18 protein-coding genes are annotated in these 23,414 nt (G+C 74.3%); 14 read left to right on the top strand and 4 right to left on the bottom strand.

Annotation, left to right across the window (positions count from 1 at the left end; genetic code table 11):
- Positions 1-131 precede the first annotated feature (131 nt).
- The 5 genes from DMB38_RS35485 to DMB38_RS35465 all read left to right on the top strand — a co-directional run bounded on the left by DMB38_RS35485 (position 132) and on the right by DMB38_RS35465 (position 7,863).
- Positions 132-935 (top strand): hypothetical protein, encoded by an 804-nt coding sequence (locus DMB38_RS35485; protein ID WP_240662806.1) that lies wholly within the window; start codon positions 132-134, stop codon positions 933-935.
- 75 nt (positions 936-1,010) lie between these two features.
- A complete protein-coding gene (locus DMB38_RS35480) occupies positions 1,011-3,179 on the top strand; it encodes a SpoIIE family protein phosphatase (protein ID WP_125938633.1) in 2,169 nt (722 codons plus the stop codon).
- 141 nt (positions 3,180-3,320) lie between these two features.
- Positions 3,321-5,015: a ubiquinol-cytochrome c reductase cytochrome b subunit gene (locus DMB38_RS35475; RefSeq protein ID WP_125939483.1), complete on the top strand. Its 1,695-nt coding sequence runs from the start codon at positions 3,321-3,323 to the stop codon at positions 5,013-5,015.
- Between the two features lie 138 nt (positions 5,016-5,153).
- Positions 5,154-7,274, top strand: coding sequence for a penicillin acylase family protein (locus tag DMB38_RS35470; protein WP_125939482.1), 2,121 nt, complete (start codon positions 5,154-5,156; stop codon positions 7,272-7,274).
- Complete coding sequence (locus DMB38_RS35465; protein WP_125938632.1) at positions 7,261-7,863, top strand: GNAT family N-acetyltransferase; 603 nt, start codon at positions 7,261-7,263, stop codon at positions 7,861-7,863. The genes DMB38_RS35470 and DMB38_RS35465 overlap by 14 nt, the downstream gene beginning before the upstream one ends.
- Before the next feature lie 9 nt (positions 7,864-7,872).
- Here DMB38_RS35465 and DMB38_RS35460 read toward each other — a convergent pair whose 3' ends face one another.
- Genes DMB38_RS35460 through DMB38_RS35445 form a run of 4 tightly spaced genes read right to left on the bottom strand, consistent with a single transcriptional unit; the run spans position 7,873 to position 12,240 of the window.
- Complete coding sequence (locus DMB38_RS35460) at positions 7,873-8,769, bottom strand: SDR family oxidoreductase (RefSeq protein ID WP_125938631.1); 897 nt, start codon at positions 8,767-8,769, stop codon at positions 7,873-7,875.
- Positions 8,766-9,608: an amidohydrolase family protein gene (locus DMB38_RS35455; RefSeq protein ID WP_125938630.1), complete on the bottom strand. Its 843-nt coding sequence runs from the start codon at positions 9,606-9,608 to the stop codon at positions 8,766-8,768. The genes DMB38_RS35460 and DMB38_RS35455 overlap by 4 nt, the downstream gene beginning before the upstream one ends.
- Positions 9,605-10,801 carry a mandelate racemase/muconate lactonizing enzyme family protein gene (locus DMB38_RS35450; protein ID WP_125938629.1) on the bottom strand — a complete coding sequence of 399 codons (1,197 nt, stop codon included), beginning with the start codon at positions 10,799-10,801 and terminating at the stop codon, positions 9,605-9,607. The genes DMB38_RS35455 and DMB38_RS35450 overlap by 4 nt, the downstream gene beginning before the upstream one ends.
- Entirely contained in the window at positions 10,801-12,240 is a 1,440-nt protein-coding gene (locus DMB38_RS35445; protein WP_125938628.1) for an aspartate aminotransferase family protein, read from the bottom strand. The genes DMB38_RS35450 and DMB38_RS35445 overlap by 1 nt, the downstream gene beginning before the upstream one ends.
- A 247-nt stretch (positions 12,241-12,487) precedes the next feature.
- Between DMB38_RS35445 and DMB38_RS35440 the strand changes: the two genes are divergently transcribed.
- The 9 genes from DMB38_RS35440 to DMB38_RS35400 all read left to right on the top strand — a co-directional run bounded on the left by DMB38_RS35440 (position 12,488) and on the right by DMB38_RS35400 (position 23,376).
- Positions 12,488-13,333: an IclR family transcriptional regulator gene (locus tag DMB38_RS35440; RefSeq protein WP_125938627.1), complete on the top strand. Its 846-nt coding sequence runs from the start codon at positions 12,488-12,490 to the stop codon at positions 13,331-13,333.
- Positions 13,334-13,641: 308 nt separating this feature from the next.
- Positions 13,642-15,564, top strand: a complete 1,923-nt coding sequence (locus DMB38_RS35435) for a peptidase C14 (RefSeq protein ID WP_125939481.1) — start codon at positions 13,642-13,644, stop codon at positions 15,562-15,564.
- A 47-nt stretch (positions 15,565-15,611) separates the two neighbouring features.
- Positions 15,612-16,880 carry a Gfo/Idh/MocA family oxidoreductase gene (locus DMB38_RS35430; RefSeq protein WP_125938626.1) on the top strand — a complete coding sequence of 423 codons (1,269 nt, stop codon included), beginning with the start codon at positions 15,612-15,614 and terminating at the stop codon, positions 16,878-16,880.
- 56 nt (positions 16,881-16,936) lie between these two features.
- Positions 16,937-18,202, top strand: coding sequence for an extracellular solute-binding protein (locus DMB38_RS35425; protein ID WP_125938625.1), 1,266 nt, complete (start codon positions 16,937-16,939; stop codon positions 18,200-18,202).
- 177 nt (positions 18,203-18,379) lie between these two features.
- Positions 18,380-19,291: a sugar ABC transporter permease gene (locus DMB38_RS35420; RefSeq protein ID WP_125938624.1), complete on the top strand. Its 912-nt coding sequence runs from the start codon at positions 18,380-18,382 to the stop codon at positions 19,289-19,291.
- 2 nt (positions 19,292-19,293) lie between these two features.
- Positions 19,294-20,268 (top strand): carbohydrate ABC transporter permease, encoded by a 975-nt coding sequence (locus DMB38_RS35415; RefSeq protein ID WP_125938623.1) that lies wholly within the window; start codon positions 19,294-19,296, stop codon positions 20,266-20,268.
- A 9-nt stretch (positions 20,269-20,277) separates the two neighbouring features.
- The gene (locus DMB38_RS35410; RefSeq protein WP_125938622.1) at positions 20,278-21,306 is read left to right on the top strand and encodes an NAD(P)-dependent oxidoreductase; all 1,029 of its coding nucleotides are present in this window, start codon (positions 20,278-20,280) and stop codon (positions 21,304-21,306) included.
- An 8-nt stretch (positions 21,307-21,314) separates the two neighbouring features.
- Positions 21,315-22,367 (top strand): dihydrodipicolinate synthase family protein, encoded by a 1,053-nt coding sequence (locus DMB38_RS35405; RefSeq protein WP_125938621.1) that lies wholly within the window; start codon positions 21,315-21,317, stop codon positions 22,365-22,367.
- Entirely contained in the window at positions 22,351-23,376 is a 1,026-nt protein-coding gene (locus DMB38_RS35400; protein WP_125938620.1) for a hydroxyacid dehydrogenase, read from the top strand. Before DMB38_RS35405 ends, DMB38_RS35400 begins: the two co-directional genes overlap by 17 nt.
- Positions 23,377-23,414 lie beyond the last annotated feature (38 nt).

The following is a 23,414-nucleotide window of genomic DNA, read 5'->3' as shown; positions in this document are numbered from 1 at the left end:
TGTGAGACGAGTCTCAGGCGGCGCTCATATATGCTGATTCAGTACGCTACGGCCGCAGTTGCCCGCTGGCAGACTGAGGATTCGTCGGCAGACCCCTCCACGCCACGGAAGGACGGCGAGGTCAGGTGGCCATGATGGACTGTCCGGCCTGCGGCAGGTGGCACGACGCGGGCGGCGCGCCCTGGTGCGCCGCCGCCGGCCGGGTCCCGGGCGCCCCGGCGGACGGCGGGCCCCTCCCGCTCCAGGAGCCGGGCCCCGCGGTGCCGGGGCCGGATCCGCGGGACCTGGAGCTGTTCGCCGAGGGCCGCGCGGCGTACCCGGACACTTCCTCCCCGTACGCGCAGGCGCCACCGGACGACGGCACGCTGGAGCACCCCGTCGTCCCCGGCCGTGCCCGGCACGGCCGGGGACGGCGCCGGCGCCCGCCCCGCGCGCGGCTCGCGGCGCTCGCGGCGGCCGGGGTGGCGGCGCTCTCCGGCGGGCTGGTCGCGGCGAACGTGCTCGGCGGTGACGGCAGGCCCGACGCCGACCGCGCCGACGAGCGCCCCGACGCCCCGTTCGGACCGCTGCCGACGAACTCCGCCGGTACGCCCGACGCCGGCACCCCGACGGCGGCGAGCCCGCCCGCCGCGCGGGCCGGCGCGCCGGACCGCGCGCAGCGCTCCCGGCCCTCCACGGCCCCGCCGCCCGCTCCGACGGCGGACCCGGCGACACCCGGGCCCAGCCCCGGCGGCAGCTCCACGGAGCCCGCCGGCCCCTCGTCGACCGCCTCCTCGCGGGCGACGGTGTCGGCGCCGAGCGGCACCCCGTCGGGCTCGCCGTCCTCCTCCCCCTCCGGCTCGCCCACCCCGACGCCCACCGGCAGCGAGAGCGAGGAGGGCGAAGAGGAGCGCGGCCGGACGGACGGGCAGGGCGACCGGCACCCGAACGGGTGAGCCCCGAGCCCCCGCGCGCGGTGCCCGCGGGGGTGTGCGGATGCGCGATCCCCGCGCGGAGGCGAGATTGGGGGCATGGCCGGTGCCCATCCGAGTGCGCCCCGCGACGCGCAGCTCGACGCGCTGCTGCTCGGCGCCCTCTTCGACCGGGCGCGCTCCGCGCTGCTGGTCTTCGACTCCGAGCTGCGGCTGCTGCGCGCCAACGCCTCCGCGCGCCTGCTCCCCGGAGTGCCCGAGGAGCCGGCGGCGGAGGACGGGGACCGCACGGAGCGCAGCGCACCGGCCGCGCGGGACGTGGGGGCGGTCGCCGACGGGGCCGAGCTGCAGCAACTGCTCCGGCACGTGCTCGCGTCCGGCGACCCGGTGCGCGGGGTGCGGATGGCCGGCGACGGCGACCGGGTGCTGTCGGTCTCCGCCTACCCGATGGGGGGCGACGACGGCGACGGCGGCCTCGTGGCCGTGCTCGCCCATGTCCGCGACATCACCGAGCGCCGCCGGGCCCGGTCCCGGCTGGAGCTGCTGTACGCGGCGGAGGCACGCATCGGCGCGCTGCTCGACGTCGGCCGGGTGGCGCAGGAGCTGGCCGCGGTCGTCGTGCCCGCCCTGGCGGACGCGGTGGTGGTCGACATCGCCGACTCGGTGTGGCGGGGCGAGCAGTCGGCGCCCGCACAGGGCGTGGAGCAACTGGCCCTGCGGCGGGCGGCGGTGGCGCCGTCGGCGTACCGGGAGGAGGACGGCGTCGGCGCGCAGGTGCGCTACCCGTACGCCTCGCCGCAGTCCAGCGCGCTGACGGACCTGCGCCCGCGGCTCATCCAGCACCCGGCGCACCCCGAGCCGGCGGTCGGCGGCAGCGGGGACCGGGGGCACCTCGTACCGGAGCCGGATCCCGCGAGCGGGCCCCCGGGCGGGCAGGGCGCGCCCGTGACCCTGCCCGACGCCGCGGACGAGGCGCACTCGCTCATCCTCGTGCCGCTGACCGCGCGCGGCGCACTCCTCGGCCTGGTGACCCTCTACCGCTCCGAGCGCCCCACCCCCTTCGACGACGCCGACCTGCGACTGGCCACCGAGGTCGCCGAACTGGCGGCGGTGAGCGTCGACAACGCCCGCCGCCAGACCCGCACCCACACCACCGCCTCCGCCCTCCAGCGCAGCCTGCTGCCCGCGCACCTGCCGGAGAACAGCGCGATCGAGGCGGGCCTGGCGTACGTGCCGGGCACCTTCCCCGGCACCGGCGGCGCGGGCGGCGACTGGTTCGACGTCATCGGGCTGTCCGGCGCCCGGGTGGCGCTGGTGGTGGGGGACGTCACCGGCACCGGGCTGCACGCCGCGGCGACCATGGGCCGGCTGCGCTCGGCGATCGACACCATGGCCGGCCTCGACCTGCCGCCGGACGAGCTGCTGACCCATCTGGACGGGCTGGTGTCCCGGCTGATGCAGGAGCCGCCCGACCCGTTCGCCGACCCGCAGCGCAACCGGCCGGCGCCCGCGGCGACGTGCGTCTACGCCGTGCACGACCCCATCGCCATGCGGGTGACGCTGGCGCTCGCCGGGCATCCGCCGCCGGTCGTCGTCCGGACGGACGGCAGCAGCGAGATCGTCGAGGCGGCGACCGGCCCGGCGCTGGGCAGCGGCTCCGGCACGTTCGGCTGCGCGGAACTCGACCTGCCCGAGGGCAGTCTGCTCGCGCTCTACACGAACGGCCTGCTGCCCGAGCGGCCCGAGGAGTCGCTGGCCCGGCTGCGCCGTACGCTCGCCCTCCCGGGGCGCCCGGTGCAGGACCTGTGCGACGCGGCCGTACGCGACCTGCTGCCCTCCCGGCCGAGCGACGACGCCGTGCTGCTGGCGGCCCGGCTCCGGGCACTGCCGCCGGACCGCGTGGTCTCCGTACGGCTGCCGGTGGACCACTCCGCCCTCTCCGACGCCCGCGACCTGGTGCGCAGGCGGCTCACGGACTGGGGGCTGCGGGAGCTGACCCTGCCCACCGAACTCATCGTCAGCGAACTCCTCGCCAACGCGGTCCGGCACGCGCCCGGCCCCATCGGGCTCAAGCTCATCCTGCAGTCGGTGCTCACCTGCGAGGTCTCCGACACCAGTCACGTCTCGCCGCATCTGCGGCACGCGACGAGCTACGACGAGGGCGGGCGCGGGCTGTTCCTCGTCGCCCAGCTCGCGAACCGCTGGGGTGTGCGGTACTCGCCCCGGGGCAAGGTCGTCTGGACTGAGCAGGAGATTCCGGGTAGTTGAGCATCGCTGTGATGTGGCTCACACCTTCTCGTTTCATGTCACATTCGGCCGCCTGTTCCTGTCCTTTAGGTGGGAGTGCACCAGGGAGGCAGGAGCAACCGCATGTCCGTAACCCAGACGGAAGACTCATCGCAGGGCGCGATGGGCACCCGTCCGCCCACCCGGGCGAAGTCCGGCGAGCGCCTCGCGGACTGGGCCGATGGCCGGCTCGGGATACATGGCGCCGGGCGTAAGTACGCGAGAAAGGTCTTCCCTGACCACTGGTCGTTCCTCCTTGGTGAGATCTGCCTCTACAGCTTCATCGTCATCCTCCTGACGGGCGTCTACCTGACGCTGTTCTTCAACCCCTCGATGACCGAGGTCGTGTACGACGGCTCGTACGCTCCCCTGAACGGCGTGCGGATGTCCGAGGCGTACGCCTCCACGCTGGACATCTCGTTCGACGTGCGCGGCGGTCTGCTGGTGCGTCAGATCCACCACTGGGCCGCGCTCATCTTCGTCGTCGCCATGCTCGTCCACATGATGCGGCACTTCTTCACCGGCTCGTTCCGCAAGCCGCGTGAGATCAACTGGGTGTTCGGCTGGACGATGCTCTTCATCGGCCTCTTCGAGGGCCTGCTCGGGTACTCGCTCCCCGACGACCTGCTCTCCGGTACGGGCCTGCGGTTCGTGGAGGGCGCGACGATCTCCACGCCGGTGATCGGAACGTACCTCTCGTTCTTCCTCTTCGGCGGCGAGTTCCCGGGCCACGACATCATCCCGCGCTTCTACGCGCTCCATATCCTGGTGCTGCCAGGGCTGATGCTCGCCCTGCTGGTGGCGCACCTGATCCTGGTCTTCTACCACAAGCACACGCAGTGGGGCGGTCCCGGGAAGACCGAGAAGAACGTCGTCGGCGCCCCGTTCATGCCGGTGTACGTGGCCAAGGCGGGCGGGTTCTTCTTCCTGGTCTTCGGCCTCGTCAGCATCATCGCGGCCGTGGCGTCCATCAACCCGATCTGGAACGTGGGACCCTACCGGCCGGACCAAGTGTCGACAGGGGCCCAACCGGACTGGTACCTGGGCTTCGCCGAAGGCATGGTGCGCATCATGCCCGGCTGGGAGATCAACGCCTGGGGCCACACGCTCTCGCTCGGGGTGTTCATCCCGATCGCCCTCTTCCCGCTCATGCTGGTCGTCATCGGCGCGTACCCGTTCATCGAGGCGTGGGTCACCGGAGACAAGCGGGAGCACCACCTGCTCCAGCGGCCGCGCAACGTGCCCGTGCGGACGGCGCTCGGCGCCTCGTGGCTGTCGCTGTACGCCCTGTTCCTCATCGGCGGCGGCAACGACATCTTCGCCACGCACTTCCACGTCTCGGTGAACAACGTCACCTGGGCGCTGCGGATCGCGGTGTTCGTGGTGCCCGTGCTCACCTTCATCCTCACCAAGCGCATCTGCCTGGCGCTGCAGCGGCGCGACCGCGACAAGGTGCTGCACGGCCGCGAGACCGGCATGATCAAGCGGCTGCCGCACGGCGAGTACATCGAGGTGCACGAGCCGCTGTCGCAGGCGGAGCTCCACAAGCTCACCTCGCACGAGCAGCCGCAGCCGTACGAACTCGGCCCGGAGACCGACGCCAACGGCGTCCGCCGGCCGCCGGCCGGCATCACCAACCGGGTGCGGGCCAAGCTGGCGCACGCCATGTTCGGCCCCCACACGCACATACCGAAGCCGACCATCGAGGAATACCGCGCGGTCGCACACGACCACGAGCACGCGGAGCTGCCGGCCGGCAGCGGGTCCCGCGAGCTCGCATCCGCGGACGAGAGCCCGGGCGGCCCCTCGTCCGGATGAGGTACGGCCCCCCGACGGCCCTCATCCGAGACTGAGGCAGCCCCCCGACCGGGTGGGGCGCGGACCCCCGACCGCGCCCCACCCGACTTCTTTGGTTAGGCTGCCCTAAGTTTCTTCGAGCGAGGGGTGGCGACGGCGTTGGGCATCGAGGTGTACCGCGACTCCTGGGGCATCCCCCACATCCGCGCCGCCGGCCACCGCGAACTCGCCTACGCCCAGGGGCACAACGCCGCCTTCGACCGCGGCTGGCAACTGGAGGTCGAACGCCACCGCGCCGCCGGTACCTCCGCGGCCTTCCTGGGCGAGGCGGCCCGCGAATGGGACGTCTTCGCCCGCCGGGTCCGGCTGGACGACACCGCGCGCCGCTGCTTCCGCCGCCTGGCCAAGGAGGACCGCGAGACGGCCGGCTGGGTGTCGTCGTACGTCGACGGGGTCAACGCCGGGCTCGCCGAAGGCGCCGCACGGGCCCCGGAGTTCGCGGCCACGGGCCTCGCGCCCGGCCGCTGGTCGCCGTGGACGCCGCTGGCCGTGTGGCTCTCCACCCACATCCTTTTCGCCGGCTTCCCCGCCAAGCTGTGGCGCCTGATGGTCGCCGGGCACCTGGGCGCCGGGGCGGTGGACCTCTTCGCCACGGACGGCCCCGGCACCGCGGGCAGCAACGGCTGGCTGGTCTCCGGCGAGCGCACCGCGGACGGCGGCGCGCTGATCGCCGGGGACCCGCACCGGTTCATCGAGAACCCCGGCGTCTACCAGCAGATCCATCTGGCCTGCCCGGAGTACGACGTCGTCGGCTTCGCCGTCCCCGGCGTCCCCGGGCTGCCGCACTTCGGCCACGCCGGCGGCGTCGCCTGGGCCATCACCAACGCGATGGCCGACTACCAGGACCTCTACCGCGAGCGGCTGCGCCGCCGCGCGGGCCGGATCGAGGCGCTGGGCCCCGACGGCTGGCGGCCCACCGCGGCGCACACCGAGACCGTCGAGGTCGCGGGCGCGGCGGCCACCGGCGTCGAGGTGGTCGAGACCGGCCGCGGCCCGGTGATCGCCGAGGTGCCGGGGAGCGCGGCGGACGGCGAGTGGGAGGCACTGAGCCTGCGGTACCCGCCGCGGGTCTACGGTGAGCTGGGCTTCACCGCGCTGCCCGCGCTGCTCAGGGCCCGCGAGGTCGGCGACGTGGACGCGGCGCTGGACCGCTGGGTCGAGCCGGTCAACGTGGTGCTGGCCGCCGACACCGCGGGCGGGCTGCTGCACCGGGTCGCCGGGACGGTGCCGGTACGCGACGAGGCCAACCTGCGCGGCGTCGTACCGGCGTGGGAGGCGGCGTACGCGTGGCGCGGGCGGCACGGGCCGATGCCGTCGGTGCCGGTGGCCGGCGGGATCGCGGTGATGGCCAACGAGCGCGGCGCGGCCGCCCCGTTCGGCGCCGAGTTCGCCCCGCCGTACCGCGCGGAGCGCATCCGCGAACTGCTCGCCGGCGGCGCGTCCTGGCGCGCCGGGGACATGGCCGCCGTCCACACCGACACCCTCAACGCCGCGGCCCGGCCGCTGCTGGACCTGCTCGCCGGGCTCGATGGACTCGGCCCCGCCGCCGCCCAGTTGCGCGACCGGCTGCTCCGCTGGGATCTGCGGATGGCGGCGGAGAGCACCGACGCGCTTGCGTACGCGCGGCTGCGCTCCGCCGTCGTCCGGGCCCTGGCCGCGCACCCCGCGCTGGCGCCGCTGGCCGACCCGCCCCCGTACCCCGCATTGCTGCGGCCCTGGCTGGACCTGCGCACCCGGATCGGGTACGCGCTGGGCAGCCTGCTCACCACCGACCGGCTGCCGGAGATCGACCGGCCCGCCCTGGTGCGGGCCGCCGCGGAGGAGGCCGCCGCGCAGCTCGCCGCGGCGCCGGACGCCCCCGCGACCTGGGGCGAGGCGCACCGTCTTGCGCCCTGGCAGGCGCTGCCCGGCGGCACGGGCGCCTCCGGGGACCCCGGCGGCCCCGGCGAGCCGTGGCCCGGGCTGGCCGGCGACCACGACTGCGTGCTGGCCACCGCCGCCGTCCCCGGCGTCACCGACCTGTGCGCCCGCGGCCCCGCCGCCCGCTACGTCTGGGACGTCGCCCGCCGCGAGGAGAGCCGCTGGGTGGTGCCGTTCGGCGCCTGCGGCGTCCCCGGCGCCCCGCACCACCTCGACCAGCTCGCGCCCTGGCGGCGCGGCGAGCTGATCCCCGTACTCACCGACTGGCAGGCCCTCAAGGAGTCCCATGGCGACCGCTGATCCCGCGCCCCGCGACCGGACGCCGCGCCACGAGCAGCGGGTGGACGGCTTCGGCACGGTGCGCGTCGTGCCGGTCGTCCCGGACGCGGACGCGGCCCTGCTGCACGGCTGGGTCACCGCGGAGCGGGCCCGCTTCTGGGGCATGGCCGGGCTGTCCCGCACCCAGGTCCGCGACGTCTACGCGCACATGGACACCCTCCCCACCCACCACGCCCACCTGCTGCTGCGCGACGGCGCGCCGGTCGCGCTGGTGCAGACGTACGAACCGGCCGCCGACCGGGTCTCGGAGTGCTACCCCGCCGAGCCCGGCGACCTCGGCATCCACCTGCTGATCGGCCCCGCGGCCGGCGCGGCGGAGCGCGGTTTCACGGCCGCGCTGATGCGGGTGATCACCGGCTGGGCCGCGGCGGCGGGCGCGCGGCGGCTGGTGGCCGAGCCGGACGCGGGCAACGGGCCCGCGATCGACCGGCTGCGCCGCGAGGGCTTCGCGCTGGGACCGGAGGTCACGCTCCCCGAAGTGGACCTGCCGGAGGTGTACTTGCCGCCGAAGCGCGCCCGGCCGGCGTTCCTCCCGCTGACCGGGGACTGACCTTCCCGGTCATCCGGCCCCGGCGCCGTCGTCCGCGCCGTCGTCCGGGGGCAGGCTGCTGCGGTACGGGGGCATGAAGCGCATCCGCGGCATCTGGTCGGCGAGCACCCCGCCGTCGACGACGATCCTGGCGCCGGTGAGGTACGCCCCGGCGTCCGAGGCGAGCAGCAGCAGCGCGCCGACGCACTCCTCGGGCCGGGCGTAGCGGCCGAGCGGGATCCGCTCGCGGTACGCGGCCTCGAACCCCTCGCGCTCCAGCGGGAACTCGCCGTCGATGGGCGTGTCGACCATGCCGGGTGCCAGCGTGTTGGCGGTGATGCCGTGCGGCGCCAGCTCCACCGCCAGCGTCTCGGTGAGCAGTTGGGCGGCGGCCTTGGCGGCGTTGTAGTGGGCCAGTCCCGCCTCGGCGACGAGCGCGTTCTTCGAGGTGACGGTGATGATCCGGCCGGGCACCCGGTCGGCGGCCATGTGCTCGGCGAGCCGCTGGGAGAGGAAGAACACCGCGTCGGCGTTCACCCGCATGACGTGCGACCAGCTCTCCGGGGTGATCTCGTTGAAGCGCTCCAGGGCCGCGGTGCCCGCGTTGTTGACCAGGATGTCCACCGGGCCGGCCGCCGCGCGGATCCGGTCGGCGAGCCCGGCCAGCTCGCCGGTGCGCGCGAGATCCTGCCCGTACGTCCGCACCCGCCGGCCGTGGGCCCGTACCGCCGCGGCCGTCTCCGCCAGCCCGGGGGCGTCCGGCAGGTCGACGAGCACCAGGTCGGCGCCCGCCTCGGCGAGCCCGGTGGCGAAGGCGCGGCCGAGGCCGCGGGCGGCGCCGGTGACGACGGCCGTGCGCCCGGTGAGGTCGAACCGGCCGGAGGCCCGGTCCCCCGCCCCGGGCCGCCGCTCCCCCGCCCCGGTCACGAGAGCCCCAGCAGGTCGAGGGCCGGCCGGTGGATCAGCTTCTCCACCTCGTCCCGGTCCAGTGGCGGCAGCCCGGGGATCCCCGGGATCCGGGCGATCTCCCGCAGTCCGGCGACCGAGGCGTCGACCGTGGTGAAGGGGTAGTCGCTGCCGAAGAGCAGCTTGTGCCAGACGCCGTAGTCCTGTGCGAGGCGCAGGCTGTGCCAGAGCTGGAACGGCCGGTAGTGCAGGGCGCTGACGTCCGCGTAGACGTGCGGGTGTTTGCGGATGACTGCCAGGCACTCGCCCTCGAAGGGGTGGCCGAGGTGGGCGAGGACCATGCGCAGCCCGGGGTGGCGGATGGCGACGGCGTCGAGGTGCCGGGGCATCGCGTACTCCAGCGGGGCGGCCGAGACGAACGTCGTGCCGGTGTGGACCAGCAGCGGCAGGCCGTGGCGTTCGGCGTAGCCGAAGAGGTCGTCGTACTCCTCGGCGGCGGGGTCGAAGCCCGCGTACATGGGCATCAGTTTGATGCCGCGCAGCCCCAGCTCCTGGTGGCCGTGGCGCAGTTCGTCCCGCCAGCCGGGCTGGGTGGGGTCGAGGGAGAGGTAGCCGACGAGCCGGCCGGGGTGCGCCGCGGTGTACGCGGCCACCGCGGCGTCGTCGACCCACAGCCCGCTGCGCCGGGCCTTGCCCCCGACGACGATGGTGCGGGTGTCGTCGGGGGCGGCGGCCGCGTACTCCTCCCAGCGCACCGTGAGGTCCACCTCCCCGGCGTGGGCGCGGGCGGCCTCGGTGCGGAACCCGTCGTCGAAGTCCGTGCCGGGCCGGAAGAGATGGGAGTGGACGTCGGTGATCATGCCGATGCGCTCCTGTCCCGCTTCTCCCAGCCGTCCTCGAACATGTTCCAGAAGCGGTGGGTGGGCGGGTGCTCGGCGAAGACCTCGTCGGCCAGCTCGACGCCGAGGCCGGGTGCCGTGGGCAGGCCGATACGGCCGCCCGCGATGGGCAGCGTGCCGCGCAGGGCCTCGAAGACGTAGGGCTCCAGCAGGCCGTCGAAGGTCTCCAGCACCTTGAGGTTGGGGATGCCGAGCGCCGCATGTACGGAGACGGTGGTGCACAGCGGCGAGTTGGAGTTGTGCGGGGCGACGAGCATGCCGTGTGCGTCGGCGATGGCCGCGATCTTGCGCACCTCGGTGAGGCCGCCGGCCATGGACAGGTCGGGCTGCACGATGTCGACGGCGTGGGTGGCGAAGAGCTGCTTGTACTCGTAGCGGTCGTGGAAGTGCTCGCCGCCGGCGAGGGGGAAGGACGCCCGCTGCCGCAGCTCGGCGTAGCGCTCGATGTGCGTCCAGGGCAGCGGCTCCTCCAGCCAGCCGATGCCGTAGGGCTCCAGCTCGTGCAGCAGCCGCACCGCGGTGGGCATGGCGAAGCGGGCATGGCCCTCGATGAAGAGCTCGACGTCGGGTCCTATCGCCTCGCGGACGGCGGCGACGAGGCCGACGGAGCGGCGCAGTTCCGCGGGGCTCAGGTCGTGCAGCCCGGAGCCGAAGGGGTCGAACTTCAGCGCGCCGTAGCCCTTGGCGACGGTCGCGCGGGCCTTGGCGGCGAAGACCTCGGGGTCGCGTTCGCCGTCGTACCAGCCGTTGGCGTAGACGGGGACGCCGTCGCGGCAGGCGCCGCCGGTGAGGCGGTAGGCGGGCACGCCGAGGGCCTTGCCCATGAGGTCGTAGAGCGCCTGGTCGAGGCCGGACAGGACGATGCCGCCGACGTCGCCGCCGCGCAGGAAGTCGCCCTGGTGCAGCCGGAGCCAGATCTCCTCGACGTCGAACGGATCGGCGCCCAGCAGATGGCGGCGGGACATCGCCTCGGCGAGCGCGCAGACCTCGCGGCCGCGGTACGGGTGGGTGATCTCGCCGACGCCGGACAGGCCCTCGTCGGTGTGCACGCGGACGTAGCCGAAGTCGCGCCAGGCGGTGCCGAGCATCAGCGTCTCGACGCGGCTGATCCGGCCGGCGGGTCCGGTGGGGCGGGTGGTGTCGACGGTGAGCATCAGCGGCCCGCCTCTTCCCGCCGCCCGGCGGCGGCCGGGGCGGTGCCGCCCATGGTGGAGGCGTGCTCCAGGTCGCGGGCGCCGCCGTCGGCGAGCGCGGCGGTGACGGCGGCCTCGGTGGCCTCCAGCAGCCGGTCGACGTCGGCGTCGGTGTGCGCGTAGGAGAGGTGGCTGCGCTTGAGGTTCAGCGGCAGCTCGAAGATCCCGTGCTCCAGCAGCCGGCGCCGGTAGCCGACGAAGAGTGCCGCGTCGTTGGCGAGCAGATCGCTGTACGTCCGCGGGGCGGGGACCTCGGCGCCGGCGGTGCCGCCGTCGTAGCCCGGCATGAAGTACGTGACGAAGACGGAGCCGTAGCCGGTGACGGCGACGGGCACGCCGAGGCGCGCGTAGACGGTGCGCAGCCCGGTGCGTACCCGCTCGCCCAGCCGGAAGACGTGGTCGTGGACCGGCTCTTCGCGCAGCTTCTTCAGCGTGGCGAGTGCGGCGGCGACGACGGAGGGGTGCCCGTTGTACGTGCCGGCGAAGAACGCGGGGGCGCCGGGGCGGGTGGAGAAGAGCTCCATGAGGTCGGCCCGGCCGCCGATGGCCCCGGCGGGGGCGCCGTTGGCGATGGCCTTGCCGAGGGTGGTGAGGTCGGGGGTGACGCCGGAGATCCGCTGCCAGCCGCCGAGATCGTGGCGGACGCCGGTGATGACCTCGTCGAAGACGAGCACGCTGCCCGCCCTGGCGGTCTCCTCACGCAGCGTGGTGAGGAACTCCCGGTGCGGCAGGAGCGCGCCGACGTTGTGCGGTACGGGCTCGACGATGACGGCGGCGATGTCGGCGCCGTGCTCGGCGAAGCAGCGGCGCACTGCGGCGCTGTCGTTGAAGGGCAGCACCAGGGTGGCGTCGAGGACCTCGGGCAGGATGCCGGCCGAGATCGGGTCGTGGCCGCCGACGCGGTCGGGAGCGGAGATCACGTTGAGGCTGACCGCGTCGTGCCAGCCGTGGTAGCAGCCCTGGAACTTCACCACCAGCCGGCGTCCGGTGGCGGCCCTGGCGACGCGCAGCGCGTGGAACGTCGCCTCGCTGCCCGTGCTGGTGAGCAGCACCTTCTCCAGCGAGGGCACCAGCGCGCAGAGCTCCTCGGCGAGTTCGATCTCGCCCTCGGTCACCCCGACGCCCATGTGGCCGAGCGCGGCGCCGGCCTCGGCGGCGGCGCGGGCCACGTCGGGGTCGTTGTGGCCGAGGAGCGGCGGGCCGAAGGCCGCGTGGTAGTCGGTGAACTCGGCCCCGTCCGCGGTGCGGAAGCGGGCGCCGCCGGTGCCGGCGACGACGAGTCCGGGCAGGCCCGGGATGCTGCGCTGGCCGCTGTTCACCCCGCCGGGCACGACCCGCTGGGCGCGCTCGGCGAGGGCTGCTCCGGCTCCGGCGGTGGTGACGTCCGGGCCTGGGCTCATGGTGCGTGCTCCTTGCGTCGAGTGTCTCGGTTCCACGGGCCCTGCCCGGCCCGTGAACCCTGGCGCCATCCGCCCGGCAGTCGTCGCAGGAAGGTCGTACGAACGGTGAGTCCCGAACGGCGAGTTGAGTATTTTCCGAACACCGTTCTGTCTTACCGAACAGGGCCAGACTCTACGGCCGAAAAATGCGCCGGTCAACCCCTTGGACTCGACGGAACCCCGACCTCACCCCCTAAGCTGTTCGGTCATGACGAACAGAACGGATGCCGACCAGCCGAAGTACTGGGTGAAGAGCGTGGGGCGGGCGGCCGAGATCCTGGAGGCCCTGGCGAGCCCGCCGCCCGGCGACGGGCTGAGCGTCACGGAGGTCGCCCAGCGGTGCGGCGTCTCCAAGAGCACGGCGTTCGGCACCCTGCAGACGCTGCGCGCCTTCGGCCTGGTCTCGGACGACGGCGAGGGCATGAGCCGGCGCTACCGGCTCGGCATGGGGCTGGCCCGGCTCGGCGACCGCGCCAGGTCCCAGGTCTCGCTCCGCCGGCTGGCCCACCCGGTGCTGCGCGACCTCAGCGCCCGTACCGGCATGGCCTCCCGCGTCGCCGTGCCCGAAGGCGGCCTCGCCGTCGTCGTGGACCAGGTCGAGGTCGACCACCGCGTCCGGCTCGACCTGCGCATGGGCGAACGCGAACTCCCCCACTGCACGGGCCTGGGCAAGGCCCTGCTGTCGGCGATGCCCGAGGCGGAGGCGGCGGCCGTGATCGAGCGGCACGGCCTGCCGCGGCGCACCGGCAGGACGATCACCGACCCGGACACGTTCCTGGCCCATCTGCGCGACATCGCCCGCGTCGGCTACGCGCTGGACGACGAGGAGGACGCGGAGGGCATCATCTGCATCGGCGCGCCGGTACGGGACGACCGCGGCGCCTGCGCCGGTGCGGTCAGCATCACCGGCCTCAAGCTCGGCCTCCCGGCCTGGCGCTACCAGGAGTTGGGCGGCGAGGTACGGGACGCGGCCCACCGGATCAGCCGCGAGCTGGGCTGGCCGGGAGAGGACGGCGACGCACCCGGCGCGGCACCCCGGGCGGCCGTCCGCTAGCGCACCCGCCCGGCCATCCGGAGGCCGGCCCGCGGAAATCGGCCCTTGACCGATCGGCGGGGGCGGCCGTACCTTTCCAGCCAACCGCCGCGACCTCACGGTCACCGGCGCGACATGCACTGGACCCGTCCCCGGCGCCTGCCCTTCACGCCCGGGACCGGCCACCGGCCCCGCCGGCGGCCCGCGGTCCGCAAGGCCATCCGCCGTCACGGCAGTCACCGCAGGAACGCTTCTCACGATCCGGACCTTCTCGGAAGGCGAAGTCCGCCATGAGCGTTCCGCAGCACCCGAGCACCGCCCGCCGCAGCATGCTGCGCGTCACCGGTCTGGCCGGCCTGGCCGCCGCCGGTGCCGCCGCGGCCTCCGCCGGCACCGCCCAGGCCGCCCCCGCGCGCGGCGCCGACGGCAGCAACGGCCGCCGCCCGGGCGGTGTCGCGGACTTCCGCGACTACGGCCACTCCGGCCCCGGCCGCCCGGCCGACGACGCGCTGGACACGATGCTCGCCGACAAGAGCATCCACCGCATCGAGGCCCATACCGACCTGCTCTTCACCCGCCGCCACACCACGGACCGCTCGGACATCGAGCTGGACTTCGGCGGCAACCGGATGCTCACCGAGGGCATCGAGGAGAACGGCCACGACAACCCCTTCGGCGCGGTGCTCTTCTTCCGCGGCAAGGTCACGGACACCGTCCACGAACACCGGCTCGGGGCCGGACTGCCCGAGCTGTCCGATGTGTACGAGGTCGGCGACTCCGGCGCGTTCGGCGTCGGCCAGTGGTGGGCGGTGGAATCCGACGCCGCCGGGTCCGGGAAGTACGAGAAGGAGATCCAGCGGCTCGTCCAGGTCACCGGGATCGTCGACGGCACGCACATCCGCGTCGGCTACCAGACCGGCTGGCCGCTGGCCGCCGGGCGCACGCTGACCTGGACCCGGGTCGAGCCCGTGCAGCGGGCGCACGTGCGCAACCTCGTCTTCGAGGGCGCAGGCGACGACCAGTACACCGGTTCGCACCCGGTGGCGTACGAGTACGCCGTCGGCTGCGACGTCTCCGGCATCGAGGCGACCGGCACCTTCTGGCCCGTCGTCATGCGCCGCTGGTGCACCCGGTTCCGTACCGAGAACTGCACCCTGGCCAACCCGAGGTCCGTCACCTACGGCGGCGCGGGCTACCTCACCCAGCAGATCTACTGCCTCTACGGGCACGTCACGGACTGCCGCACCTCCAACGCCCGCCACCTCAACGACTTCACCGCCTCCGCCTACTGCTACGTCACCAACTGCCACGGCGACGGCGACGACCAGGGCCCGTTCGTCACCCACGGCCAGTTCGAGCACGACCTCGTCTACACCGGCAACTCCGGCCTGATGACGTTCGCCAACTCCGGTGCCGCCTGGGGCGGCGCGGCCAAGCGGATCACCGTCCGCCGGCACGTGTGCTCCTGGTTCGTCGCCCGCGTCAAGGTCACCGACCTGACGCTGGAGGACGTCACCGTCATCGGCAAGGAGTCCCTGGACGGCTCGGGGATGCTGTGGGTGAACGCCGACGGCGTGCAGATGCGCGGCTGTACGGCCAGCGGCCCGCTGATCGTCTCCCAGGCGTCCGACCGTTCCGCCCGGCCGAACGTCATCGCCGACTCCGCGTTCTCCTTCGCGCCCGGCGCCGAGATCACCGCCCCCGGGGTGAAGGCCGCGCTGACGCTGGAGCGCGTCGTGCTCGACGGCGCCGGGGGCGCGGCGTTCCGCGGCACCGGACCGCTGGTCCTCGACCACTGCCGGGTCACCGGCGCCCCCGGCGCGGAGCCCGTCTCGTACGCGCACGCCGACATCGCCGTCGAGGGCGGGGTGTTCACCGACACCGGGATCAGGCTGACCGGCGCGGGCGGGCAGCGGCTGCGCCTGGACGGCGCGCGGCTCTCGGGCACCAACAAGGCGGGCGCGCTCCTCTCGCGCGGCGGCGGGGACCACACCGTGACCTGGCAGTTGACGGGCGTCGACGCCACCGCGGCGGACGGCACCGCGCACATCGCGCTCGACGGCGGCGTCAACCGCTACCGGGCGCAGGGCTGCACCTTCACCGGCGGCCGGCTGGAACTGGCGCCCGCCGCCTTCGCGGACGCCGGCGCGCACCTGCTGCACGCCGGCTGCGTCGAGGACGGCGTGACGCGGACGGCGCTGCCGGACGAGGGCGACCGCGTCGTCCACACCGCGGGCAACCTGCGGCTCTGACCTCTCCCCCGCACCCCCGACCGCCCGTACCCAGCACAGGAGTCGCCGTGTCCACGCATCCCCCGATCACCGCCAGGCCCGTCCGCGTCGCCGTCGCCGGCGCCGGGAACCGCGGGCGCACATACGCCGACTGGGTGCGGGCGCACCCGGAGCGGGCCGAGCTGGTCGCGGTCGCCGACCCGGACCCGGCCGCCCGGGCGGCGGTGGGCGCGCCGCGCGAGTTCGCCGACTGGCGCGCGCTCGCCGCGGCCGGGGTGGAGGCCGACGCGGTCGTGGTCGCCACCCAGGACCGCGACCACGTCGACCCGGTGCTCGCCTTCGCCGGGGCCGGCTATGCGGTCCTGGCGGAGAAGCCCCTCGCGCCCACCGAGGAGGAGACCCGGCGCATCGTCGAGGGCGTCGAGCGGGCGGGCGTGCTCTTCGCGGTCTGCCACGTCATGCGCTACATGCCGTACACCGACCTGGTGAAGGAGGTCGTCGACTCCGGCGTGCTCGGCGAGCTGGTCTCGCTGGACCATCTGGAGCCGGTCGGCTGGTGGCACTACGCGCACAGCTACGTGCGCGGCCCGTGGCGCAAGGAGGAGCTGTCCTCGCCGATGCTGCTGGCCAAGTCCTGCCACGACCTGGACTGGATCGCGTACGTCACCGGCGCCCGCATCGAGCAGGTCACCGGTTTCGGCGGGCTCAAGCACTTCCGTCCCGAGAACGCCCCGGCCGGTGCCGGGGAGCGCTGCACGGACTGCGCCGCCGAGGCGGACTGCCCGTACAGCGCGCAGAAGCTCTACCTGCCGGTGCTGCGCGAGAAGGGCGCGGTCTGGCCGGTCACCCACGTCACCGGCGCGACGGGCCCCACCGACGAGGCCGGGCTGCTCCAGGCGCTGCGCACGGGCCCGTACGGGGTGTGCGCCTACCGCGCGGACAACGACGTCGTCGACCACCAGGTCCTCGCGATGCTGCTGTCCGGCGGGGTCACCGCCACCTTCCAGATGGTCGCCTTCACCGAGCAGACGCACCGCCAGACCCGCGTCTTCGGCTCCCACGGCTGGCTGCGCGGCGACGGCGAGAGCGTCACCGTGCAGGACTTCCGCACCGGCGAGACCACCGTGCGCACCGTCGGCGCCGCCGGCTCCAACGCGGCCGACGGCCACGGCGGCGGCGACGCCGGCCTGATGGACGCCTTCGTACGGGCCGTCGCCACCGGCGATTCGGGCGTGCTGCGCTCCGGCACCGCCGCGTCGCTCGGCAGCCATCTCGCCGCGTTCGCCGCGGAGCGCGCCCGGCACACCGGCACCGTCCAGGCGGTGCCGGCCCGCTGACATCCGCACCGCCCCCACGAACCCCTTTGTCCCGCCCCATCCCCGGAGGAAGTGCCATGACCCTGATCCACCACCGGCGTTCACGGACCAGAGCCGTCGCCGTACCGCTGCTCGCCACCGCGCTGGCCGGCGTCGCGCTCGCCGGCTGCGGCGGCAGCGACGGCGCGGGCGGCGGGAAGGGCTCCGTCACCATGTGGACGTACCCCGTGATCTTCGACGAGGCGAAGAACAAGGCGTACTGGGACGGCATGGTCGAGAAGTTCGAGAAGGAGAACAAGGACATCTCGGTGAAGGTGGAGACCTACCCGTGGGCCGACCGCGACACCGCGCTCGGCACCGCCATCGCCTCCGGCAAGGGTCCCGACGTGGTCTACCTGGTGCCGGACCAGTTGCCGAAGTACGCGCCGAACATCGTGCCGGCCGCCGACTACATGCCCGCCGACGCCGAGTCCGACTACACCGACTTCGCGCTGAAGTCCGTGACCGTGGGCGAGGACGTGCTCGGCACCCCGATCCTCACCAGCGCCAACCCGCTCATATGCGACAAGCGGGTCTTCGACGCGGTCGGCGAGGACTCCTACCCGGAGACCTGGGACGACCTGAAGGCGCTCGGGCCGAAGATGAAGGACGAGGGCTACTACGCCCTCAGCTACACCGGTGACACCGCGCAGACGCTCAACATGACGTTCTACCCGCTGCTCTGGCAGGCCGGCGGCGAGGTGTTCGCCGAGGACGGCGAGTCGGTGGCGTTCGACGACGCGGCGGGCGTCGAGGCGCTGACGTATCTGACGGAGTTCGTCGAGGAGGGCTGGACGCCGAAGGACCTCATCACCACCACGCCGAACCTGGAGCAGACCCCGGTCGCCAAGGGCAAGGTCGCCTGTACGTGGACCAACGTCCCGGCCGACGTCGAGCCGTTCTGGGGCCGTGAGAACATCGTCGTCCAGCCGCCGCTGACCGGCGAGGAGTCGGTGGGCTACGGCACGGTCGGCGCGCTGTCGATGCTGAAGGGCGCCGACACCGAGGCCGCCGGCAAGTGGATCAACTTCGTCGCGCGGCCGGAGAACGCCGCGGACCTGGAGAAGGGCGCCGGCTACTTCCCGGCCCGTACCTCGGCCGACGACCTCTACCCGGACGACGAGTTGCAGCAGGCGGTCGCCGACACGCTGCCCGCGATGAACGCGGGTCCGCTGGAGGAGAAGGCGCGCGAGGTGATGGGCGTGCTCGCGCCCGAGCTGCAGGCCGCGCTGCTGGGCAAGAAGAGCCCCGAGGACGCGCTGAAGTCGGCGGCCGAGGCGGCCGACGCCCAGATCGCCCGCTGACCCCGCGGGGCCGCGGCCCCTTCCCCTCCCGTAGCCCCGCGCGGCCCGGAGCACCGAGCGCTCCGGGCCGGCCGCGGGCCCCACGGACCGCGTTGCCCGGCCGGCGGCGCCGAACCCCTGCCGCCGGCCGGGCCGCGCATCCACCCGCACCACCCCCGTACCGCAAGGAGACCCACCGTGGCAGTCGTCGCGGAACCCACCCGGAACAGGCGAAGGCGCCGCAGCGGGCCGCACGCGCGCCGCGAGGCCCGGATCGGCCTGCTGTTCGTCCTGCCGTGCTTCCTGCTCTTCCTCGCCTTCCGGTTCGGCCCCGCGGTCGCCGGGGTGCTGATGAGCTTCACCGACTACACCCTCACCGGGGGCGGCAGCTTCATCGGCGCCGACAACTTCACCCGGCTCAAGGACGACCCGCTGTTCTGGGACGCGCTGAAGGTCACCGTGCTCTACACGGTGCTGGCCGTGCCCGGCACCATCGCGGTCTCGGTGGGGCTCGCGCTGCTCACCCGGCGGGCGTTCCGCGGCTCGAAGGTCTTCCGCTCGGTCTTCTTCCTGCCGGTCGTCACCTCGCTGGTGCTGGCCGCCACCGTCTTCGTGTGGATCTTCTCCACCGGCGGCCCCTGGTCCACGGCGATGGGCTGGATCGGGCTGCCGGAGGAGTCGTGGCTCTCCCACGACACGCTGGTGGTGCCCGCGCTGGCGCTGGTGGGGATCTGGTCGCGGTTCGGCTACGGCATGCTCATCCTGCTGGCCCGGATGCAGGACATCCCGCGGGAGCTGGAGGAGGCCGCGCTCACCGACGGGGCCGGCCCGTGGCAGCGGTTCCGGCACATCGTGCTGCCGCAGTTGCGCCCGGCGCTCTTCTTCCTCGCGGTGATCGAGACGACGGCCTCGTTCCAGGTCTTCGACGCGGTCTACACGATGACCGGCGGCGGCCCCGCCAACTCCAGCTACACGCTGGTCTTCCAGCTCTACGACGCCGGCTTCAAGTACTTCGACCTGGGCTACGCGGCGGCGATCGGCGTGGCGCTCTTCGCGCTGACGCTGGTGGTGGCGCTCATCCAGCGGCTGACGATCGGGAAGGACGACTGACCATGACCTCGGCCCCCGCGAAGACCCCGCACGAGGAGATGCCGGCGGGACCGGCTCCGGCGCCCGGGCCCGGCAAGGGCCGCGCGCCGGGACTCGCCGCCCGGCGCGCCGAGCGCCGGCTGCGGCGCGCCGCGAACCGCGACTCCGTACCGCACGCGATGCGCGGCAGCACCGGCGGCAGGATAGGCCGCGGCCTGCTGCTGGCCCTGGCCGCCGTCGTCACCGTCTTCCCCTTCTACGCCATGGTGGTGCTGTCGCTGAAGCCCGCCGCGGCGGTGGAGTTCCCCGGCAGCCTGGTGCCCTGGCCGCTGGGCGGCGAGGCGTACGAAAGCGTCATGAACTCCCAGGACGTGCCGCGCTGGCTTCTCAACACGCTGCTCTACTCGCTGGTGTCGGTGGTGGGCGTGCTGCTGCTGTCGTCGCTCGCGGGCTACGCCTTCGCCAAGAAGCGCTTCCCCGGGCGGGAGGCGATGTTCTGGTCGTTCCTCTCGATGGTGATGGTCCCGTACCACGTCACGATGATCCCGACGTTCGCGATGATCGCGAAGCTCGGCGGCGTGGACACGTACTGGGGCCTGATCGTGCCGACCCTCGCCAACGCCCAGGCGGTCTTCCTCATGCGGCAGTTCATCCAGGGGCTGCCGGACGAGCTCTTCGAGGCGGCGCGCCTGGACGGCTGCGGCGAGCTGCAGATCTTCGGCCGCATCGTGCTGCCGCTGCTCAAACCCATCCTGGCCACCCTCGGCGTCTTCGTCTTCCTGTGGCACTGGAACGACTTCCTGTGGCCGCTGGTCATCGGGCAGTCCACGGACATGCGCACGCTCACCGTCGGCATCGCGTCCCTGCAGCAGCAGAACGTGCCGCTGAACGTCGTGCTGTCCGGCTCCGTCATCGCGTTCGTGCCCATCTTCGCCGCGTATCTGGTGGGCCAGCGCTACTTCACCGAGGGCGTCACGGCGTCCGGGATCAAGGGGTGAGAACCGATCGTGTTCGCTGACGAGAAGGCGCTCGAGGAGCGCCTGGCCACCCCCTCGCCGGGGCTGACCGGGGACATGGCCAAGCTGGAGGGCGACCTGCTGGTGCTCGGCGCCGGCGGCAAGATGGGCCCGAGCCTCTGCCGGCTGGCGCGGCGGGCGCTGGACGCCGCGGGGCGTACGGACGTGGCGGTGCACGCGGTGTCCCGCTGGTCGGACCCGGCCGCGGCCGAGCGGCTGCGGGCCGCGGGGGTACGCACCGTGGCCGCGGACCTGATGGACCCGGACGCCGGACTGGCCGCGCTGCCGGACGCCGGGAACGTCGTCTTCATGGTCGGCGCCAAGTTCGGCTCCGCCGGGGCGCCTTCGCACGCCTGGGCGATGAACGCGGGGCTGCCGGAGCGCGTCGCCCGCCGCTGGGCGGACGCCCGCGTCGCCGCGTTCTCCACCGGCAACGTCTATCCGCTGGTGTCCGTGGGCACCGGCGGCTCGGCCGAGCCGGACCCGGTGGGTCCCGTGGGCGAGTACGCCATGTCGTGCCTGGGCCGCGAACGGCTCTTCGCGCACGCGGCGCTCACCCGCGGCACGAAGGTCGCGCTGCTGCGCCTCAACTACGCGGTGGACCTGCGCTACGGCGTCCTCGCCGACATCGCCCAGCGGGTGCACGCCGGCGCGCCCGTGGACGTCACCACCGGGCACGTCAACGTCGTCTGGCAGGGGTACGCCAACGAAGTCGCCCTGCGCGCACTGCCGTACGCCCGCGACGGGGAGCCGTTCACCCTCAACGTCACGGGGCCCGAGACCGCCGCCGTGCGCCGGCTGGCGCACCGGTTCGGCGCCGAGTTCGGCACCGAGCCGGTCTTCGAGGGAACCGAGGCCCCCACGGCCCTCCTCTCCGACGCGGCGGCCTGCCACGCTCTCTTCGGCTACCCGGACGTGCCGCTGGGCACCCTCGTCGGCTGGCAGGCCGACTGGCTGCGCCGCGGGCTCCCGCTGTCCGGCAAGCCCACCAAGTTCCAGGTACGCGACGGAAGGTTCTGAGCCGCCCCATGCCCACCGAGCGCCCCACCCCGCTGGACGTCCTCGCCGACGGCGCCGTCATCCCCGCCCACCCGCTCGCCCTGACCGCGGACCGGCGCCTGGACGAGCGCCGCCAGCGCGCCCTGACCCGCTACTACCTCGCCGCCGGCGCCGGCGGCATCGCCGTCGCCGTGCACACCACCCAGTTCGCGATCCGCGAGCCGCAGGTCGGCCTCCTGCGCCCGGTGCTCGAACTCGCCGCGGAGACCGCGGCGGAGAGCGCCGCCGCCTCGGGCCGGCCGGCGGTGAGGATAGCCGGCGCCTGCGGCTACACCGCGCAGGCCGTCGCCGAGGCGGAGCTGGCCGCCTCCCTCGGCTACGACGCCGTGCTGCTCAGCCCCGCGGTGCCGGGCGCCAACGAGGAGGGGCTGCTGGACCGGGCCCGCGCCGTGGGCGAGGTGCTGCCGGTCATCGGCTTCTATCTGCAAGAGGCCGTCGGCGGACGGTACTTGTCCCCGGCGTTCTGGGCGGCGCTCGCGGACCAGCCCTCGACGGCGGCCATCAAGATCGCGCCGTTCGACCGCTACCGCACCGCGGACGTGGTGCGCGCGGTCGCCGGCGCCGACCGCGGCCCGGAGGTCGCCCTCTACACCGGCAACGACGACGACATCGCCGGCGACCTCCTCACCCCGTACGACACCGCCGGGGGCCGGCGCTGGTTCGCCGGCGGGCTCCTCGGCCAGTGGGCGGTGTGGACCCGGCCGGCGGCCGGGCTCCTGGCCGACGTGCGCCGGGCCCGCGCGGGCGACCACGAGGCGCTGCTGCGCTGCCTGACGCGCCGGCCGCAGCTCACCGACGCCAACAGCGCGGTCTTCGACGTACGCGGCGGGTTCCGCGGCTGCATCGCCGGGGTACACGAGGTGCTGCGGCGGCAGGGGCTGCTCGCGGGCACCTGGTGCCTCGACCCCGGCGAGGTGCTTTCGCCGGGGCAGGCCGACGAGCTCACCCGCGTGGCGGCCGCGTACCCGTGGCTGACCGACGACGACTTCGTGAAGGAGCACCTGGATGACTGGCTCCGCTGACCGCGGCGCCGGCCGGGACCGGGTGGTGGTGTGCGTACCGCCGGAGCTGCGCGCGCAGTTCTTCACCGACGCGGTGTGGCGGCGGCTGGCGGACGCCGCGGAGCTGACGGTGCTCGACGAGCACCGCGACCGCACGGCGCTCGCCGCCGCCCTGCCCGGGGCCCGGGCGCTGGTCACCGCGTGGGGCGCGCCGCGGCTGGACGCCGGGCTGCTCGCGGTGGCCGACCGCCTCGAACTCCTCGCGCACACCGGCTCCGCCGTCGCCCCGTACGTCACGGAGGACGCCTTCCAGCGCGGCGTACGGGTCACGCAGGCGGGCGACGCGATGGCGCGGCCGGTGGCCGAGGTCGCGCTCGCGTTCACCCTCGCGCTGCTGCACCGGATCCACCGCTTCGACCACGCGATGCGCCGCGGCGCGGACTGGGAGAGCGCCGGCCAGGCGCCGCCGCGGCACGAGTTGGGCGCGAGCGCGGTGGGCGTCATCGGCGCCTCCCGTACCGGCCGCGCGTACATCGAGCTGGTCCGCGCCTTCGGCGCGCGGGTGTCGGTGACCGACCCGTTCCTGTCCGAGGCGGACGCGGCGGAGCTGGGCGTACGCGTCCTGCCGCTGGACGAGTTGCTGCGCACCAGCCGCGTCGTGGCGGTGCACGCCCCGGCCACCGAGGCGACCCGGCGGATGCTGGGCGCGCCGCAGCTCGCGCTGCTGCCGGACGGAGCGGGTCTGGTGAACACGGCGCGCTCGTGGCTGGTGGACGAGGACGCGCTGCTCGCGGAGGTGCGCGGCGGCCGTATCGACGCGGCCCTCGACGTCTTCGACGCCGAGCCGCTGCCCGCGGGGCACCCGTTCCGGCAGTTGCCGAACGTGCTGCTCACTCCGCACCAGGCGGCGGGCACGGCCGAATGCCGCGAGCGGCTGGGCGAGTCGGCGGTCACCGAGGTGCTGCGGCTGCTGGCGGGCGAGGAGCCGCTGCACCCGGTGGACGCCACGGCGCTCACCCGCCTCTTCTGATCGAGCCGGCCCGCGGGGGCCGTAACCGGTTGGCCGCG

This window comes from Streptomyces sp. WAC 06738 (assembly GCF_003945505.1).
Taxonomy (GTDB): Bacteria; Actinomycetota; Actinomycetes; order Streptomycetales; family Streptomycetaceae; genus Streptomyces.
This window is presented reverse-complemented; position numbering and strand designations above follow the sequence as displayed.